At 74.6% G+C, this 15,953-nt stretch carries 13 protein-coding genes; 9 read left to right on the top strand and 4 right to left on the bottom strand.

Annotated features, from left to right (window positions below):
* Positions 1 to 255 precede the first annotated feature (255 nt).
* Positions 256 to 1,017, bottom strand: a complete 762-nt coding sequence (locus AB0D49_RS24825) for a GntR family transcriptional regulator (RefSeq protein ID WP_362761169.1) — start codon at positions 1,015 to 1,017, stop codon at positions 256 to 258.
* A 291-nt stretch (positions 1,018 to 1,308) separates the two neighbouring features.
* Positions 1,309 to 2,196, bottom strand: coding sequence for an RNA polymerase sigma-70 factor (locus AB0D49_RS24820; protein ID WP_362761166.1), 888 nt, complete (start codon positions 2,194 to 2,196; stop codon positions 1,309 to 1,311).
* 234 nt (positions 2,197 to 2,430) lie between these two features.
* Between AB0D49_RS24820 and AB0D49_RS24815 the strand changes: the two genes are divergently transcribed.
* From AB0D49_RS24815 to AB0D49_RS24790, 6 genes are all read left to right on the top strand, one after another.
* On the top strand, positions 2,431 to 3,264 hold the full coding sequence (locus tag AB0D49_RS24815) for an alpha/beta fold hydrolase (RefSeq protein WP_362761164.1): 834 nt from the start codon (positions 2,431 to 2,433) through the stop codon (positions 3,262 to 3,264).
* A gap of 451 nt (positions 3,265 to 3,715) precedes the next feature.
* On the top strand, positions 3,716 to 4,276 hold the full coding sequence (locus AB0D49_RS24810; protein WP_362761162.1) for an RNA polymerase sigma factor: 561 nt from the start codon (positions 3,716 to 3,718) through the stop codon (positions 4,274 to 4,276).
* The gene (locus tag AB0D49_RS24805) at positions 4,273 to 5,091 is read left to right on the top strand and encodes a zf-HC2 domain-containing protein (RefSeq protein ID WP_362761160.1); all 819 of its coding nucleotides are present in this window, start codon (positions 4,273 to 4,275) and stop codon (positions 5,089 to 5,091) included. Before AB0D49_RS24810 ends, AB0D49_RS24805 begins: the two co-directional genes overlap by 4 nt.
* Positions 5,092 to 5,153: 62 nt before the next feature.
* Complete coding sequence (locus tag AB0D49_RS24800) at positions 5,154 to 5,960, top strand: ABC transporter ATP-binding protein (protein WP_362761158.1); 807 nt, start codon at positions 5,154 to 5,156, stop codon at positions 5,958 to 5,960.
* Complete coding sequence (locus AB0D49_RS24795; protein WP_362761156.1) at positions 5,957 to 7,354, top strand: hypothetical protein; 1,398 nt, start codon at positions 5,957 to 5,959, stop codon at positions 7,352 to 7,354. Before AB0D49_RS24800 ends, AB0D49_RS24795 begins: the two co-directional genes overlap by 4 nt.
* Complete coding sequence (locus tag AB0D49_RS24790) at positions 7,351 to 7,926, top strand: hypothetical protein (RefSeq protein ID WP_362761154.1); 576 nt, start codon at positions 7,351 to 7,353, stop codon at positions 7,924 to 7,926. The genes AB0D49_RS24795 and AB0D49_RS24790 overlap by 4 nt, the downstream gene beginning before the upstream one ends.
* 255 nt (positions 7,927 to 8,181) lie before the next feature.
* Here the strand turns inward: AB0D49_RS24790 and AB0D49_RS24785 are convergent, their stop codons facing one another.
* Positions 8,182 to 9,288 carry a DMT family transporter gene (locus AB0D49_RS24785; protein ID WP_362761152.1) on the bottom strand — a complete coding sequence of 369 codons (1,107 nt, stop codon included), beginning with the start codon at positions 9,286 to 9,288 and terminating at the stop codon, positions 8,182 to 8,184.
* 47 nt (positions 9,289 to 9,335) lie between these two features.
* On the opposite strand from AB0D49_RS24785, the gene AB0D49_RS24780 reads away from it, so the two are divergent.
* From AB0D49_RS24780 to AB0D49_RS24770, 3 genes are all read left to right on the top strand, one after another.
* The gene (locus AB0D49_RS24780) at positions 9,336 to 10,802 is read left to right on the top strand and encodes a PLP-dependent aminotransferase family protein (protein ID WP_362761150.1); all 1,467 of its coding nucleotides are present in this window, start codon (positions 9,336 to 9,338) and stop codon (positions 10,800 to 10,802) included.
* Positions 10,803 to 11,430: 628 nt separating this feature from the next.
* On the top strand, positions 11,431 to 13,020 hold the full coding sequence (locus AB0D49_RS24775; RefSeq protein WP_362761148.1) for an alkaline phosphatase D family protein: 1,590 nt from the start codon (positions 11,431 to 11,433) through the stop codon (positions 13,018 to 13,020).
* 170 nt (positions 13,021 to 13,190) lie between these two features.
* Positions 13,191 to 14,681 carry a GNAT family N-acetyltransferase gene (locus AB0D49_RS24770; RefSeq protein WP_362761146.1) on the top strand — a complete coding sequence of 497 codons (1,491 nt, stop codon included), beginning with the start codon at positions 13,191 to 13,193 and terminating at the stop codon, positions 14,679 to 14,681.
* Here AB0D49_RS24770 and AB0D49_RS24765 read toward each other — a convergent pair.
* Positions 14,629 to 15,909: a PLP-dependent transferase gene (locus tag AB0D49_RS24765; RefSeq protein ID WP_362761144.1), complete on the bottom strand. Its 1,281-nt coding sequence runs from the start codon at positions 15,907 to 15,909 to the stop codon at positions 14,629 to 14,631. The genes AB0D49_RS24770 and AB0D49_RS24765 overlap by 53 nt on opposite strands.
* Positions 15,910 to 15,953: the final 44 nt, after the last annotated feature.

Raw genomic sequence — 15,953 nt, 5'->3', positions numbered from 1 at the left:
CCTGCCATGTGGCTGTATGCCTGCCGGGCCGGTGTGTGTCCGCCGCGCCGGTGCGTAACTGCGGCGCCGGTGCGTGTCCGCCGCGCCGGTGCTGTGTCTGCGGCGCCGGTGCTGGTCTAGGCGGGCCCCCAGACGCGCGGACGCGCCCCGGAGGATTTCCCTCCGGGGCGCGTCCGCTGTGTCCGTTCCGGTGTCGATCCACTCTCCGGAGAGCCCTCGCCCAGCCCCTGGTCCGGGCGGAGCCCTCCGGATGTGTCAGGAAGCCCGCTGCTCGGGCCCCTGGTGGATCTCCACGCCGCCCGAGTCGCCGAACGTCAGCCGGCAGGTGTCGGCGCGGTACGTGGCCACGGAGAGCGCGGCGGTGCGGCCCCCGGCGAGGTAGCGGGTGGTGACGACCAGGACCGGGGCGCCGGGAAGGCGGTCCAGTTCCTTGGCGTCGCCCGCGTTGGCCGAGCCCAGCTCGACCGCGCCCTCGCTGCCCTCCAGCTCCAGCCGGTGCAACTCGCGCAGGACGGCCCGCGCGCGGGCGGCGCCCGAGGGGGCGTCTATGGCGGTCAGCTCCGGCACCGAGGACTCCGGGATGTAGAGCAGTTCCGCGGCGACCGGCTGGCCGTGTGTCATCCGGGTCCGGCGCACGGTGTGCACCGCCTGCTCACGATCCGTCTCCAGGGCCTCGGCGACCGACGCGGGCGGCTCCGCGAGGGTGCAGTCGACGGCCTGCCAGGCATCCTCGCCGGTGCCCGGCCAGGCGTGCTGCTCGGTGCCGACGGCCACGCCCATGCGCGGCGGCGCCACCGTCGTACCGACTCCGCGGCGGCGCTGGAGCCGGCCTTCGAGTTCGAGCTGTTCGAGTGCCTGCCGCAACGTGGCGCGGGCTACACCGAAGCGGGCGGCGAGGTCGCGCTCGTTGGGCAGGATCTCGCCCACCGCGAACTCGGAGTCCAGTGCTTCGGTGAGCACGGTTCGTAGATGCCAGTACTTCGGTTCCGGTACCGATTCCAGCTGCGTGGTCCCCACCCTGTCCTCCGCAATCGCCGTGATCCGGCAGCGTTTTAGCGCCCTTGTTTATTAAAGGTTGTTGCACTAAGAGCGACCATAAGGCTGCCTTAACCCTTGGTCAATACCAATCCTCCGTCCCCCGCGCGCCGTGGACGGCCCTCGCAGCGGAGCGTTCATGACGCGTTCGCAAAGGGCCGCATTCGTGACGTAGCGGCAAAGCCCCCGTCGTGGGACGGGGGCCATGGCGCCAGCCACCGGTCGGGCAAACGTTCGCCAGAAACCTACCTAGTCGGGATGGCGTAGGCGAACTCAGACGTCGGCCAGCGCGTGCAGCTTGTCCGGATTGCGGATGACGTAGACGGCCTGAATGCGTCCGTCCGCGACATCCAGCTGGAACACGGTGTCGGGCTTGCCACCTGAGAAGACGGCGATCGCGGGTCCGGCGTTCACTTCCATGGTCCGGAAGCTCATGTCCGTCACCCCCTCCCGGCCGATGGCGGCGAGGAAACGGCCCACCTTGTCGGCGCTCTCCATGATCCGGAGCGGGGCCTTCGACTTGCCTCCGCTGTCCCCCACCAGGCGGACGTCCGGCGCGAGCAGCTCCATGAGCCCGTCCAGGTCCCCTTCCAAGGCGGCGGCCAGAAACCGCTCGGTCAGCTCGCGACGGCTGGCCGGTTCCACCTCGTAGCGCGGGCGGCGCTCCTCCACATGGCGGCGGGCCCGCACGGCGAGACGGCGTACCGCGGGCTCGGACCGGTCGAGCAGCCCGGCGATGTCGGCGAACGGGTAGCCGAACGCCTCGCGCAGGACGAACACCGCGCGCTCCAGGGGGGAGAGCGACTCCAGCACGACGAGCACGGCCAGGGACACGGTGTCGGCGAGGACGACCCGCTCGGCGGTGTCGGGGACGGCGTCGCCGAAATCGGTCACATACGGCTCGGGCAGCCAGGGCCCCACATACGACTCGTTGCGGGCGCGGATCTGGTGGAGCCGGTCGATGGCCAGCCGGGTGACGATCCGGACGAGGTAGGCGCGCGGCTGGCGGACCTCGGAGCGGTCTGCGGCGGACCAGCGCAGCCAACCGTCCTGGACGACGTCCTCGGCGTCGGCCACGCGGCCGAGCATGCGGTACGCCACGCCGAACAGGACGGGGCGGTGCTCCTCGAAGGCTTCGGTCACGGAGTCGGTGGTCGTCACCCCGCCATCCCACAACGGCGCTTCAGGCACTGTCCAGGCGATATCGGCGTGTCCTCGGAAGGCGGCGGGGGCGGTCGGAAGGCGCCGGTCATTCGAACCCGCGATTCCGGATTCCCGTTTCGCTACCCGCGAGTAGTAATTGCTGACAAGCTGTCCACCGAGCGCGCGGGGCCCGCGTCCCGCGGCCCTTCCCGCATGTCCCCAGCCACCCCGACCCGGTCCCCAGGAGCACCCATGGCCGCCACCACCGTCTCCTTCGAAGTCCCCGGCCCGCGCGGTCCGCGCAGCGCGACCGTGTCCTATGTGCGGGTCGGCGCCGGAGAGCCGCTGCTCCTGCTGCACGGCATCGGGCACCACCGGCAGGCCTGGGACCCGGTGCTGGACATCCTGGCGACCGAGCGGGACGTCATCGTGATGGACCTGCCCGGCTTCGGCGCGTCGCCCGCGCTGCCGGACGGGCTCCCCCACGACCTGCCCACCACCAACGCGGTCCTTGGTGCGCTGTGCGCGACGCTGGGCCTGGACCGGCCTCATGTGGCCGGTAACTCCCTGGGCGGGCTCCTCGCGCTGGAGATGGGCCGGGAGAAGCTGGTCCGGTCGGTGACGGCGCTGTCCCCGGCCGGGTTCTGGAGCCAGGCCGAGCGGCGGTACGCGTTCACCGTGCTGCGCACCATGCGGCACACCGCGCGGCGGCTGCCTCCGCCCGTGGTCGAGCGGATGGCCCGTACGGCGGCCGGGCGCGCCGCGCTCACCAGCACGATCTACGCCCATCCGGCGCGGCGCTCGCCGGACGCGGTGGTCGCCGAGACACGCGCGCTCGCGGAGGCGCCGGGGTTCGCCGAGACGCTCCGCGCGGGGACGGACGTGCGGTTCACGGACGATGTGACGGGGGTTCCGGTGACCGTCGCCTGGGGCAGCCGTGACCGGTTGCTGCTGCGGCGTCAGGGGGTGCGGGCGAAGCGGATCATTCCGCATGCCCGGCTGGTGCGGTTGCCGGGGTGCGGGCATGTGCCGATGCATGACGATCCGGCGCTGGTGGCTCGGGTGATCCTCGACGGGAGCCGGTGAGGCGGGTCGGGGTGTCGGGTGAGGTGCCGCCCTCGCCCGCGTCTCCGGTGGACCGGGGCGGCTCCCCTGTGCGCGGTTCCCCGCGCCCCTGGGGCGTCCGTGTCCATCGCCGTCCGCGGCGGGCGCGGGAGCCCGTTCCCGCGTTCCCTCCAGCCGTGCGCGATTCCCCGCGCCCCTGGGACGTCCGTGCCCATCGCCGTCCTCGGCGGGCGCGGGAGCCCGTTCCCGCGTTCCCTCCAGCCGTGTGCGGTTCCCCGCGCCCCTGGGGCGTCCGTGTCCATGGTCGTCCCCGGCCGGCCCCCGAGCCCGTTCCCGCTCAGCCCGCCTCCCATCCAGCCGCTCCCACCCCCGCCGTGCGCGGTGCCCCGCGCCCCCAAGGCGCCGGGGTCCCCATGTGACCGGGATCACTCGCCAGGTAAAACCTGAAGGCCGGGGCTCGCGTCTAGCCGGTGTGAGATCAGTGAGGAAGACACCGCGCGTGCCGGACGAGGAGCAGCTCGTCCGGCGGGTCGCCCGGGGCGACCGCGCGGCGTTCGAGGAGTTGTACCGGCGCACCGCGCCATGGCTGGCGGTGCGGCTGCGCCGTCGCTGTGCCGACGAGCAGATCGTCGCCGAGGTCATGCAGGAGACGTATCTCGCGGTGTGGCGCGCGGCGGGCGCGTTCGTGGGCGCCCCGGCGGGCGGGACGGCCGCCGGATGGCTGTGGACGATCGCGGCGCGCCGCCTCGTGGACGCCTTCCGGCGCCGGGCCCACCACGCCGAGCCTCCGACGGCAGCCGCGCTCCCGGACGCGGCCCCCGCCGCCGAGGAGGAGGCGCTCGCGACGACCGTCGGCGGTGACGTCGGCGACGCGCTGCGGTGCCTCGCGCCGGAACTCCGGCAGGTGCTCCAGGCCATGGTGCTCGACGGGCTGTCGGTCCGGGAGACGTCGGTCCTGCTGGGGCTGCCCGAGGGCACCGTGAAGACCCGGGCCCGGCGGGCCCGTACCGCGATGCGGAGGGCGCTGGCATGAGCGGGGAACACGCGTCGACGCGCATGATCGAGGGCTACGCGCGCGGCGGCACGCACCTGGCGGCCGACGAGGTGTGGGCCCTGGAAGCCCACCTGGAGGCGTGCGGGCCGTGCCGTGACCGGCTGACGGCCGCCGTCACCGCCGAGGCGCCCGCGGTGGCGGAGCTGGTCGCCACCGTCTGGTCCGGCCTCGAACCCCGGCTCGCCGACACCGCCCCGCTGTCCCGCCGACGGCACCGGCGGGCGCGGTTGTCGCGCTGGTTGACGCCCGCGATGGTGCCGTGGCTCGCCATGGCCGTGGGCGTGACCCTGCTCGCGCTGCTGCTCGACCTGGTCGGCACCGGCCTGGGCGAGGTGTCGCTGGTGCTGCTGTTCGCGCCGGTCCTGCCCGTCCTCGGCGTCGCGGCATCGTGGTCGCGCGGCCTGGACCCGGCGTACGAGCTGACGTCCGCCGCGCCCCGGGCGGGTCTTGACCTGGTGCTGCGGCGCACCGCGTCCGTGCTGGCCCTGGTCGTGCCCGCGCTGCTGGTCGCCGGGTGGCTGACCGGGGTGACGGCCGCTCAGTGGCTGCTGCCCTGTCTGGCCTTCACCTCGGCGACCCTGGCGCTCGGCGGGGTCGTCGGCGTGGCCCGTGCCGCCGCCGCGCTGGCGGGCGTGTGGGCCGCCGTGGTGGTGGCGCCGACCCTGGTCACCAGCCGTACGGCCGTCGCCCTGGAGACGGGCAGCCTGCCCGTGTGGGGCGTCGTCCTCGCGCTCGGTACGGCCGTCGTGATCGCGCGCAGAGGCGCGTACTCCGCCGGGGGAGCCCCTCGATGACCAGCGGGACGACGCACATGACGACCACTCTCAGAACGACGATCGGAAAGGAACACCACATCATGTCCGCGATCAGCGCGGCCGACATCGCGCCGACGCCCTACGCCTGGCAGGTCCGGGCCACCGGGCTCAAGGTCAGGGTCGGCAGGAACCGGATGGCCGTCGACGGGATCGATCTGTCGCTGAGCACGGGTGTGCACGGGCTGCTCGGCCCCAATGGGGCGGGCAAGACCACCCTCATCCGCACCCTGGCCACCGTGCTGCGCCCCACCGGGGGCGGCCTTGAGCTGCTCGGCGGGTCCGTCGGTGGTCCGGGAGGGCACCGCGCGGTGCGCCGCCGGATCGGCTATCTGCCGCAGGAGTTCGGCTACTACAAGCGCTTCACGGTGCGCGAGTTCGTCGAGTACATGGCGTGGCTGAAGGAGGTGCCCAAGGCGGAGATCCCGGCGGCCGTGCAGCGTGCCGTGGAGCGGGTGGGTCTGGCGGACCGCGCCGACGACCGGATGAAGGCCCTCTCGGGCGGCATGGTGCGCCGGGTCGGCATCGCCCAGGCCATCGTCAACGATCCGGCGATCCTGCTGCTGGACGAGCCGACGGTCGGCCTGGACCCGGCGCAGCGGCTGCGCTTCCGGGAGTTGCTCCAGGAACTGGGAGCGGACACCTGTGTGCTCGTCTCGACCCATCTGGTGGAGGATGTCGCCGCCGCCTGCACGGACGTGATGGTCCTCGCCGGGGGACGGCTGGTCTTCCAGGGCGCGCCGGACCGGCTGGCCGCGCTGGGCGGCCCCGGGCACCCGGGCGACAGCCCGCTGGAGCGCGGCTACTCGGCACTGCTGCTCGACCCGGCGCGGCAAGGGGGCACCTGGTGAACGGCCGTGTCCTGCGCATCGAGCTGAGGCGCTCGGTCGCCCCGTGGGCCGGGGCCCTCGTCCTGACGACCGCGCTGGCGTTCCTGTACCTGATCCCGGGACCGTGGTGGAGGGGCACCACGGAGTGGACGGCCCAGTGGACGTCCATGTCCCTGTGGACCCGTTCCGTGCTGTTCTACCTGTGGCCGCTCGCCGTGGGCCTCGGCGCGTTGCAGGGACTGCGCGACCACCGCTCCAGGATGTCCGAGCTGCTGACGAGTACACCGCGCCCCGCGCGGCACCGCGCCGCCGCCCTGGCGGGCACGACGGCGATCACGCTGGCCTCGGCCTTCGCGGTCCTGGTGCTCGTGGGCGGCGTCCAGGTCCTCGCCCGTACCGGGTACACGCATCCGGGGTGGCTGCCGGTCTCGCTCGTGGGGGCGCTGTCCCTCGTCGCGGGAGCCCTGCTCGGGATGGGCGCCGCGCGGGCCCTCCCCTCCGTGTTCACCCCGCCCGCGCTGGCCGTGGCCGCCTTCGTGTTCACGGCCCTCCTCCACATGTCGCCGGGCCGTACGCAGACGGTCACGGCGGACGGGTTCGCGGTCACGGAGCCGAACCGGCTCTCCCTGCTGTCACCGGCCGTGCAGGACGTGCGGGAGGCGTTCGTCACGCTCTCCGCGTCCGTGCACGCCGGGCAGACGGTCTGGCTGCTCGCGATGGCGGCGACCGGCTTCGCGCTGCTGGTCGCCGCGGCCCCGCGCACCCGGCTGTTCGCCCTGACGCCCCTTCTGGCGGGCGCGGTGGTCGCCCTGCTCGTCCTGCCCTCCGACCCGCGCCGGATGTTTGTCGTGGACGAGGCCGCCGCGGAGCCCGTGTGCGACGGCCCCGTGTGCGTGACACGGACCCAGCAGGCGCGGCTCCCCGATCTCGCGGCCCCCGGCAAGGAGGCGCTGCGGCTGCTGGACGGCGCTCTGGGCGGCCGGGCGCCGGTCTCCGTCCGGGAGAACACCTCCGTCGTGCCGGACGGCGCCACGCCCCGATGGTCCGCCGGGACCGTGCTCGTCGACTTTGACGACGACCTTGTGGCCGGTGCCGAGGGCGACGAGCTGACCCGGGCCCTGGTCGCCCAGGGCCTCGCCCCGGGGTGCACCCCTGTCGGCTGGAGCAGCTTCGGCGCGGATCAGTTCGCGCAGACCGTCGCGGCGAGCTGGGTCCTCGGGGACTTCGCCCCGGTGCCCGCCCGCCTGCCGGACGATCTGCGCCGCGAGCTGGACGCCGAGACCCGGCCGGTGTGGGAGGAGCTGAAGGCGCTGCCCCGGGCCGAGCAACACGCCCGGATCGACGCCATGCGCGCCGCAGCGCTCTCCTGTGAGGGCGACCCGTTCGAGGCACTGAAGGGCGGGGCGTCCCGGTGAGATGGCTGACGCTGTACGCGCGGTCACGCCGGATACCGGCGTCGTTCGCCGCGGTGCTGCTCTGCGCGGCGGCGGTGTGCGGGCTGGTCCGGGACGGCGGCGGGGGGAGCGGAGATCCCCGACTGCCCGTGCTGGTCCTGGCCGCGGGGGTGATGGCGGTGTCGGCCGGGTTCGGCGGGCAGGACCGCGCGCTGGACCGGACGGCCGCGATCCGCTGGGCACCGCGCAGAGCGGCACATGTGCTCCTCGGCGGGGCGGTCACCGGCGCGGCGCTGCTGATGGCGCAGACCCTGGGCGCGGACCGGTCGGCCCTCGCGTTCGTCGTCCGGGACGGCGCGGGCCTGATGGGACTGGCCGCGCTGGGCGCCGCGCTCTGGGGCGGCCACTACGCCTGGACGCTCCCGTTCACCTGGCTGTCGTTCGCCTTCCTCGCCCCGCCCCCGACGAGCACACCGGCCCGGGTGGCGAGCTGGCTGCTGCTGCCGCCCGGCACGACGGCGGCGACTTGGACGGCACTGGTCCTCGCGGTCACGGGCACCACGGCCTACGCGGTCGCGGGCCCGAGACGCTGACGCGCGGCGGGCGCCGCGCGGCCGTGGAGCGCGGGGCGGGAACCGGCGGTCTGCGTGATCGGTGTGGCGCGCGCTGGTGACGGTCGTCCCGGGGTGCCGCTCCCCCGCTCCAGGAGCGGCGCGGAGCAATCCCGCAGAACCCCGACCCCCGGCCCTCGGCCCCCGGCGGTCGGCGGTCGGCGGTCGGCTGTCGGCTGTCGGCTGTCGGCTGTCGGCTGTCGGCTGTCGGCGGTCGGCGGTCGGCGGTCGACACCGCTACGGGACCAGCGGCTGATCCCCACCGCGCGGCTTCCCTCCACCCAGCGGCTGATCCCCGCCACGCCCCTGACCCCCGCCACGCGGCCGTCCACCCCGGCCCCCGCGCCGCCCACCGGCCCCGTCCCCCGCACACTCGACGCGGCGCGCCCCTGATGTCGGCCGTCCACACCCGCCTCCGGCGTGTCCCTCCCCCGGTCCGGGAGCCGCGCGGAGCGGTTCCTCGGGGGCCCTCTTCCGGCGCAGTACGCCCGATCCCAGGGCCACGCCCGCCCCCACGAGCGCGCTGCCGACGGCCTGGGCCGGTCCGTAGGAGCCGGTTCCGACCAGCGGGGCCGTGGCCGCCGCCGCCACCGGGATGAGGCCGGAGAAAAGAGTGGCCCGCTCCGCGCCGATCCGCTGCATGGCCATGTACCAGCAGACGAAGCCGACGACGGTGACCACGGCCGCCTGCCACAGCAGCGCGAGCGCCTCCGTGGTGTCGGGGCGGGGCAGCCAGCCCGAACCGTCCGCGAGCAGGCCCACGGCGGCCGACTCGACCGCGGCGAGCCCGCACACGGCCGCCGACAGCAGCCGCGGCCCCAGCGGGCGCAGGACCGGCACCGCCAGGACCGCGAAGCCGACCTCGCCGAGCAGGGCGCACACCGAGAAGGCGATCCCGGCACCGTCGGTGCGGCCCCACCCCTGGACGGTGAACGCGCCGACCGCGACCAGCAGCGCCCCGTACAGGACCGCCCGCTGCGGCCTGCGGCCCGCCGTGAGCGGCACCAGGACCGCGACGACGATCGGGGCGCAGCCCACGAAGACACCCGGTACGGCCGGTTCCGCCGTGCGTTCGGCGGCCAGCACCGCCAGGTTGAAGCCGACCATGCCGACCGCCGCGAGCAGCGCCAGACGGCCCCACTGGCGCCCGGTCAGCGCCTTCAGCCGGGCTCCGGCGCCCGGACCCGCGAGCGGGGCGAGGAGCAGACCGGCCAGGGCGTAGCGCAGGAACTGGCCGCCCGCGTAGGGGTAGTCCCCGAGGACGCTGTTGGCGGTGAAGGACGCCCCGACGAGGACGCAGGCGAGCGCGGCGAGCAGGGCTCCGCGCGCGGTGGTGGCATTCATGGCGCCGACGCTAGGGACGCGAGCGGTCCGGATTAAGGTCCATTGGCATGAGCCCATCGGAGACCAATTCCTCGCCCGCCTGGGAGCTGCTCCTGCCCGCCGCCGCGGCGCCCGCCCGCGCGCGGGGCCGGTCCTTGCAGGCCGCGCTGCGCGAGGCCGTGCGGTCGGGACGGCTCACACCGGGGACCCGGCTGCCGTCTAGCCGGGACCTGGCGGGCGACCTCGGCGTGTCGCGGGGGCTGATCACGGAGGCGTACGAACAGCTCACCGCGGAGGGGTATCTGCGCAGCGGGCGCGGGGCGGGGACATGGGTCGGGGACGCCGTACGGGCCGCCCGGCCGCCCGCGCGGGACCTCGCGCCGCGCACGCCCGGTATCCGGGCCGACTTCGTGCCCGGCACGCCCGATCTCGCCCTGTTCCCGAGGGCCGCGTGGGGGGCGGCGCAGCGCGCCGCGCTGGCGGAGCTGCCGCACGACGGACTCGGCTATCCCGATCCGCGCGGTCTGCCCCGGCTGCGCACCGCGCTGGCCGGGCTGCTGGCGCGGCGCCGGGGCGTGGTCGCGGACCCGGAGCGGATCGTGGTGGTGTCCGGGGTCGCCCAGGCGTCGGCGCTGCTCGGTTCCGTGCTGCACGCGCGCGGGGCGCGGACGATCGGGGTGGAGGACCCGGGCAGCCCGCAGCACGACCGCCTGTACGCGGCGGCGGGTGTGGCGACCGTGCCGGTGCCGCTCGACGGCGAGGGCATCGCCATGGAGCCGCTGCGGGCGAGCGGGACCCGCGCGGTGGTGACCACCCCGTCGCACCAGTTCCCGACCGGGATCGCGTACTCGGCGCGGCGCCGCGCGGAGCTGCTCGCCTGGGCTCGGGACGTGGACGGACTCGTCCTGGAGGACGACTACGACGGCGACTTCCGCTACGACCGGGCGCCCGTCGGCGCGCTCCAAGGGCTCGATCCGGAACGCGTCGCCTATGCGGGCTCGGTCAGCAAGTCCCTGGCGCCGGGGCTGCGGCTGGGCTGGCTGCTGGTCCCGGAGTGGCTCGCCGAGGAGACGGTGGAGCGCAAGCGGACCCTGGATCTCGGGCATCCGGCGCTGGATCAGGAGCTGTTCGCGCGGTTCGTGGAACGCGGCGACTACGACCGGCAGTTGCGGCGCTGCCAGCGCGCCTACCGGGAGCGCCGGGACGCTTTGGTGGCCGCGCTGGCGGACCGGTTCCCCGGCGCGCGGGTCTCCGGGATCGCCGCCGGGCTCCATGTCATCGCCGGACTGCCGCTGCGCGACGGGAGCGAGGAGGGGTTCCTCGCGCGGGTGCGGGGCGCGGGGGTCGCCGTACGCACCCTCGCGGAGTACGCGAACCACGGGGCCCACCACCACGCGGAAGCGTGCCCGGAGCCGGGTGAGGGTCCGTCCGGCGACGCCTCCGGCACCGTACGGCTGGTGCTCGGGTACGCGCATCTGACACCCGCGCGGATCAGGGCGGGCGTACGGCTGATGGCGGAGGCGGCACGCGGATGAGCGGTCAGCCGGACGGGCGGGACGGCATGTGACGCGTGGGAGCCGGCGACCGGGGCGGAATAGGCAGCCGGGGCGACACGCGGGGAGGGGGCACAGGAGACCGGGCGACGGGCAGGGCCGACACGCCGGGGCGGCGAGCGGGCGCCGGGCACATGAGGCCGGTAGCGGGCACTGCGCACATGCAGTCGCCAGCAGGCACTCCGCACCTGAAGCCAGCAGCGGGCACTGCGTACATGAGGCCGCCGCCAGGCGTCGCGCACATGAGGCCGATAGCAGGTGCTCCCCACCCTGAAGCCGCCAGCAGGCCCACGCACCCGAGACCGGTGAACCCGCACCGAAGCAGGCGCGCCAAAACCGATCAACCAACTCAGCGGCACACACCGCCGATGAACGGTCACGACGACACGCCCCACGGATGAACAGGTGGCCCGGGGGGCACGGGACTCAGGGGGCCGGTGCGCAGACGGCGCCCGCGCGGTCCGTTGTTCACTTCCGGTTCGCGTCCCCGCTGTGCCGCCCCCGTAGGAGTGACAGCGCCGCCGAGGACCGGTTCCCCTCGACGGCGTCCGGCCGGAAGCACCACCGGACCCCGCATCCCACCGGACCCCCGAACGCCACTGGAGGCCCCATGCACCCCGCCCCGCTCTCCGCCCCGCTCCCCGCCCGCCGCAGCGTGCTGCGCGGCTCGCTCGCCGCCTCGGCGGCCCTGGCCCTGCCCGCCGCCGGTCTCGGTGCCGCCCCCGCCCTCGCCCTGTCGGGCCGTCCCCGCGCGGGCTGGGGTGTGCAGACCGGGGACGTGACGACGGACTCCGCGCTGGTGTGGGTCCGCGCGGACCGTCCGGCCCGGATGGTCGTCGAGACCTCGGCCACCGAGTCCTTCCGCAGAACGAAACGCTGGTACGGCCCGCTGCTCGGCTCCGGCTCCGACTTCACCGGCACCACCGCGCTGCGCGGGCTGCCCGCCGGGGAGCAGATCCACTACCGGGTGCTGCTGGCCGACCCGGACGACCCGCGCCGGACGGGTGAGCCGGTCGAGGGCAGCTTCCGTACGGCGTCGGACCGGCGGCGCGACGGTGTCCGGTTCGTCTGGTCGGGCGATCTGGCCGGACAGGGCTGGGGCATCAACCCGGAGATCGGCGGCTACCGGATCTATGAGGCCATGGGGCGACTGGACCCGGACTTCTTCCTGTGCAGCGGGGACAACGTGTACGCCGACGGCCCGATCACGGGGTCCGTGACGCTGCCCGACGGGCGGATCTGGCGGAACGTCACCACCGAGGAGAAGTCCAAGGTCGCGGAGACGCTGGCGGAGTTCCGCGGGAACTTCCGCTACAACCTGCTGGACGCGAACCTGCGCGCGTTCAACGCCCGGGTGCCGTCGATCGTCCAGTGGGACGACCACGAGGTCACCAACAACTGGTACCCGGGCGAGATCCTGGGCGACGCCCGGTACACGGAGAAGCGGGTCGACGTGCTCGCCGCCTGGGCCCGGCAGGCGTTCTCGGAGTACTTCCCGATCTCCACGCTGCGCCACCCCGGGGGCCGGGTGCACCGTGTCCAGCACCATGGACCGCTGCTGGACGTGTTCGTGCTGGACATGCGCACATACCGGAACGCCAACTCGGCCGACGACCAGACCCGGGACCCGCAGGGCATCCTCGGCGCCGGGCAGCTGGCCTGGCTGAAGCGGGAGCTGTCGCGGTCGCGGGCGGTGTGGAAGGTGATCGCCTCCGACATGCCGCTCGGGCTCGTCGTGCCGGACACGGGCGACGGCAAGCCGCACATCGAGGCCGTCGCGCAGGGCGATCCGGGGGCGCCGCTCGGCCGGGAACTCCAGATCGCTGAGCTGCTGCGGCACATCAAGCACCGGCGGATCACCGGCACGGTGTGGCTGACCGCGGACGTCCACTACACCTCGGCGCAGCACTACCAGCCGTCGCGGGCCGCGTTCGGCGACTTCGAGCCGTTCTGGGAGTTCGTCTCCGGGCCGCTGAACGCGGGCGCGTTCCCGGCGAACGCGCTGGACGGCACGTTCGGTCCGGAGCGGGTGTTCCTGAAGGCGCCGACGGTGGCGAACGTGTCGCCCGCCGAGGGCTACCAGTTCTTCGGCGAGGTGGACATCGACGGCGGCAGCGGCGAACTGACGGTACGGCTGCGCGAGCAGGACGGGACGGTGCTGTTCGCCAAGACGCTCCAGCCGGGGCGGGTCGGGCAGTGAACCGCCGCCACCACACCGCGGAAGAGCCCTGTCACGACACCGCAGAACAGCCCTGTTACAGCACCGCAATAGAACCCACAAAGGGCACATAAGCACCTTTTACCGATCAGTCACAGGACGTTCGTGATCACGCAACACCGTTCCTTCACAGTGGCGGCATGAAGCGGAAGATGTCTGACGTCACCCGGGCGAGGCACGGACGTCCGGTGCACCACTGGCGACGGGACGTGGTGGAGCTGGCGGCGCTGTTCACGGCCGTCGCCGTCGCGGACGCCGTGGCCAATCTGATCGGGCACGGGCCCGGCGGCCCCGAGCTGCTGATGCTGTCGGCCGTGGTGCTGGTGGCCACGGCGGCGTTCCATGTGTGGTGGTCACGCCGCCACGGCCACGCCCCTCCGGCCCCCGATACCGGCGCCCGGCCCCGCTCCCCCGAGCGGCGGTCCGGGCCGGTGCCGGACGACACCACGACGGCCGCCGACGAAAGCCGTCCCAGGACCGGGCCCGACGAGCGCCGCCCAAGGACCGGCGCCGACGAGAACCGCCCCCAGGCGGGGCGCCCCGTGCTGTGGCGGATGCGGACGACCGTACGGGACGAACCGGGCGCCCTGGCCGCGCTGTGCACGGCACTCGCCGGGCACCGGGTCGACATCCTCAGCCTCCAGACGCATCCCCTGGGCGAGGAGACCGTGGACGAGTTCCTGCTGCGCTCCCCCGGCACCCTCGGCGCCGCGGAGCTGTCCCGCGCGGTGGCCCTCGCGGGCGGGTCCGGCACCTGGACCGAACGGGCCGACGCCCACGATCTGGTCGACGCCCCGACCCGGGTGCTCGGCCTGGCCACCCGGACCGCGCTGGACGCGGCGGAACTTCCGCTGGCCCTGCGGCAGTTGTTGGGACGGTGCACCATCCGCTCGCTGCCCGCGCGGCCCGCCCACTCCGGCAGGGCGCCGGACGGGGTCCCGGTGGAGGGCGCGCTGGAGGACACCGTGATGCGACTGCGAGCACCGGAAGGCGGAGTGATCACCGTGGAGCGGCCCTATCTGCCGTTCACACCCACCGAGTTCGCGCGGGCGCGGGCTCTGGTCGAGCTGGACTCCCGGCTCGGCCCCCGCGTCCCGCGCGGCCATGACGTCCTGACGCTGCCCGAGGGCGGCGACTTCGCCGTGCGCCGGGCCGGTCCCGGGGACGTCGAGGCGGCGAAGGCCATGCATGAGCGCTGCTCCGCGCACACACTCGGCCTGCGTTACCACGGCCCGGTCGGTGACGCCGACCGCTATCTCGGCCATCTGCTCAGCCCCCGCTTCGGCCGCACCCTCGCGGTCGAGACGGACGACGGCCGGATCGTGGGCCTCGGCCATCTGCTCTGGGACGGCGACGAGACGGAGGTCGCGCTGATCGTCGAGGACGCCTGGCAGCGGCGCGGCATCGGCGGCGAACTCCTCGGGCGGCTGGTGGCCATGGCGGTGGAGGCGGGCTGCGAGAGCGTGTACGCCGTGACCCGGTCCGGCAACACGGGCATGGTCGCCGCGATGCGCGCCCTCGGCCTCCCGCTCGACTACCAGATCGAGGAGGGCACCCTGGTCATCACGGCCCGGCTGGACGCGACACCGGTCACCTCGACTCTGCCGTACGACGCGGGCCGCCGGCGGAGCGTACGGGACTGAGCGCCATGGGGGCCGCCGGGTGGGCGCCGGTGGCCCCCAGCGCCCGGTCCAGGTCGGCCCACAGGTCGTCGACGTCCTCCAGGCCCACCGAGAGCCGCAGCAGCCGGTCGCCGACGCCCGCGGCCCGGCGGTCGGCCGCGTCGACGATGCGATGGCTGATGGACGCCGGGTGCTGGATGAGGGTGTCGACGCTGCCGAGGCTGACGGCGGGGGTGATCAGCCGGACGGCGGCGATGACCGCGTGCGGGTCGCCGTACGGCTCGAAGGCGATCATCGCGCCGCCGATCCGGGGGCGGTGCACATGTGCCACGCGCGGGTCGGCGGCCAGGCGGCGGGCGAGTTCGGCGGCGGTCGCGGAGGCCGCCCGGACCCGTACCGGCAGGGTCGAGACGCCGCGCAGCAGCAGATATCCGGCCAGCGGATGCAGCACCGCGCCGGTGGCGAACCGGATCTTGCGCAGCGCCCCGGCGAGTTCCTCGTCGCAGGCCACCACCCCGCCCAGGACGTCCCCGTGACCGCCCAGGTACTTGGTCGCGGAGTGCAGGACGAGCCGGGCGCCCTGCGCGGCGGGGCGCTGGAGGACGGGCGTGGCGAAGGTGTTGTCGGCGAGCAGCGGCACCGCACCGCAGGCGTGGGCGACGGCCCTTAGATCGACCTCGGCGAGCGTCGGGTTGGCCGGGGTCTCCACCATCACCAGCCCGGTGTCCGGGCGCAGCGCGTCGGCGATGCCGGCCGGGTCGGTCCAGGTCACCTCGGTGCCGAGCAGTCCGCCGGTGAGCAGATGGTCGCTACAGCCGTACAGCGGCCGGACGCCCACCACATGCCGCAGCCCGAGCGCGCCACGCGCCAGCAGTACGGCGGTCAGGGCGGCCATGCCGCTGGCGAACGCGACGGCCGATTCGGTGCCCTCCAGCCGGGCGAGGGCGGTCTCGAAGCGGGCGACGGTGGGGTTGCCGAGCCGCCCGTAGACCGGCGGGCCCAAGGGATCGGCCCCGGTGGCGGCGAACGCGTCCACCCGGTCGGCCTCGGCCCGGCTGTCGTAGGACGGGTAGGTGGTGGACAGGTCGATCGGCGGGGCGTGCAGCCCCTGGCGGGCGAGGTCGTCGCGCCCGGCGTGCACGGCTTCGGTGGCGAGGGCCCTCGGCGCGGCCTTCTCGGGGACAGGCGCGGTGTCCCCCGGGGTCCGGGGCGGAGTGGCTGACGTGTGCGAACGGGTGGGCGTGTCCATGAGGGAAACGGTGGCCGCCTGTCCGGCCGTGCGTCCGAAAACCC

Origin of the sequence: Streptomyces sp. NPDC048290 (genome assembly GCF_040652095.1) — a bacterium.
Taxonomy (GTDB): Bacteria; Actinomycetota; Actinomycetes; order Streptomycetales; family Streptomycetaceae; genus Streptomyces.
Note: the sequence above shows the minus strand (reverse complement) of the source record. Positions and strands in the feature narration are given on the sequence as shown.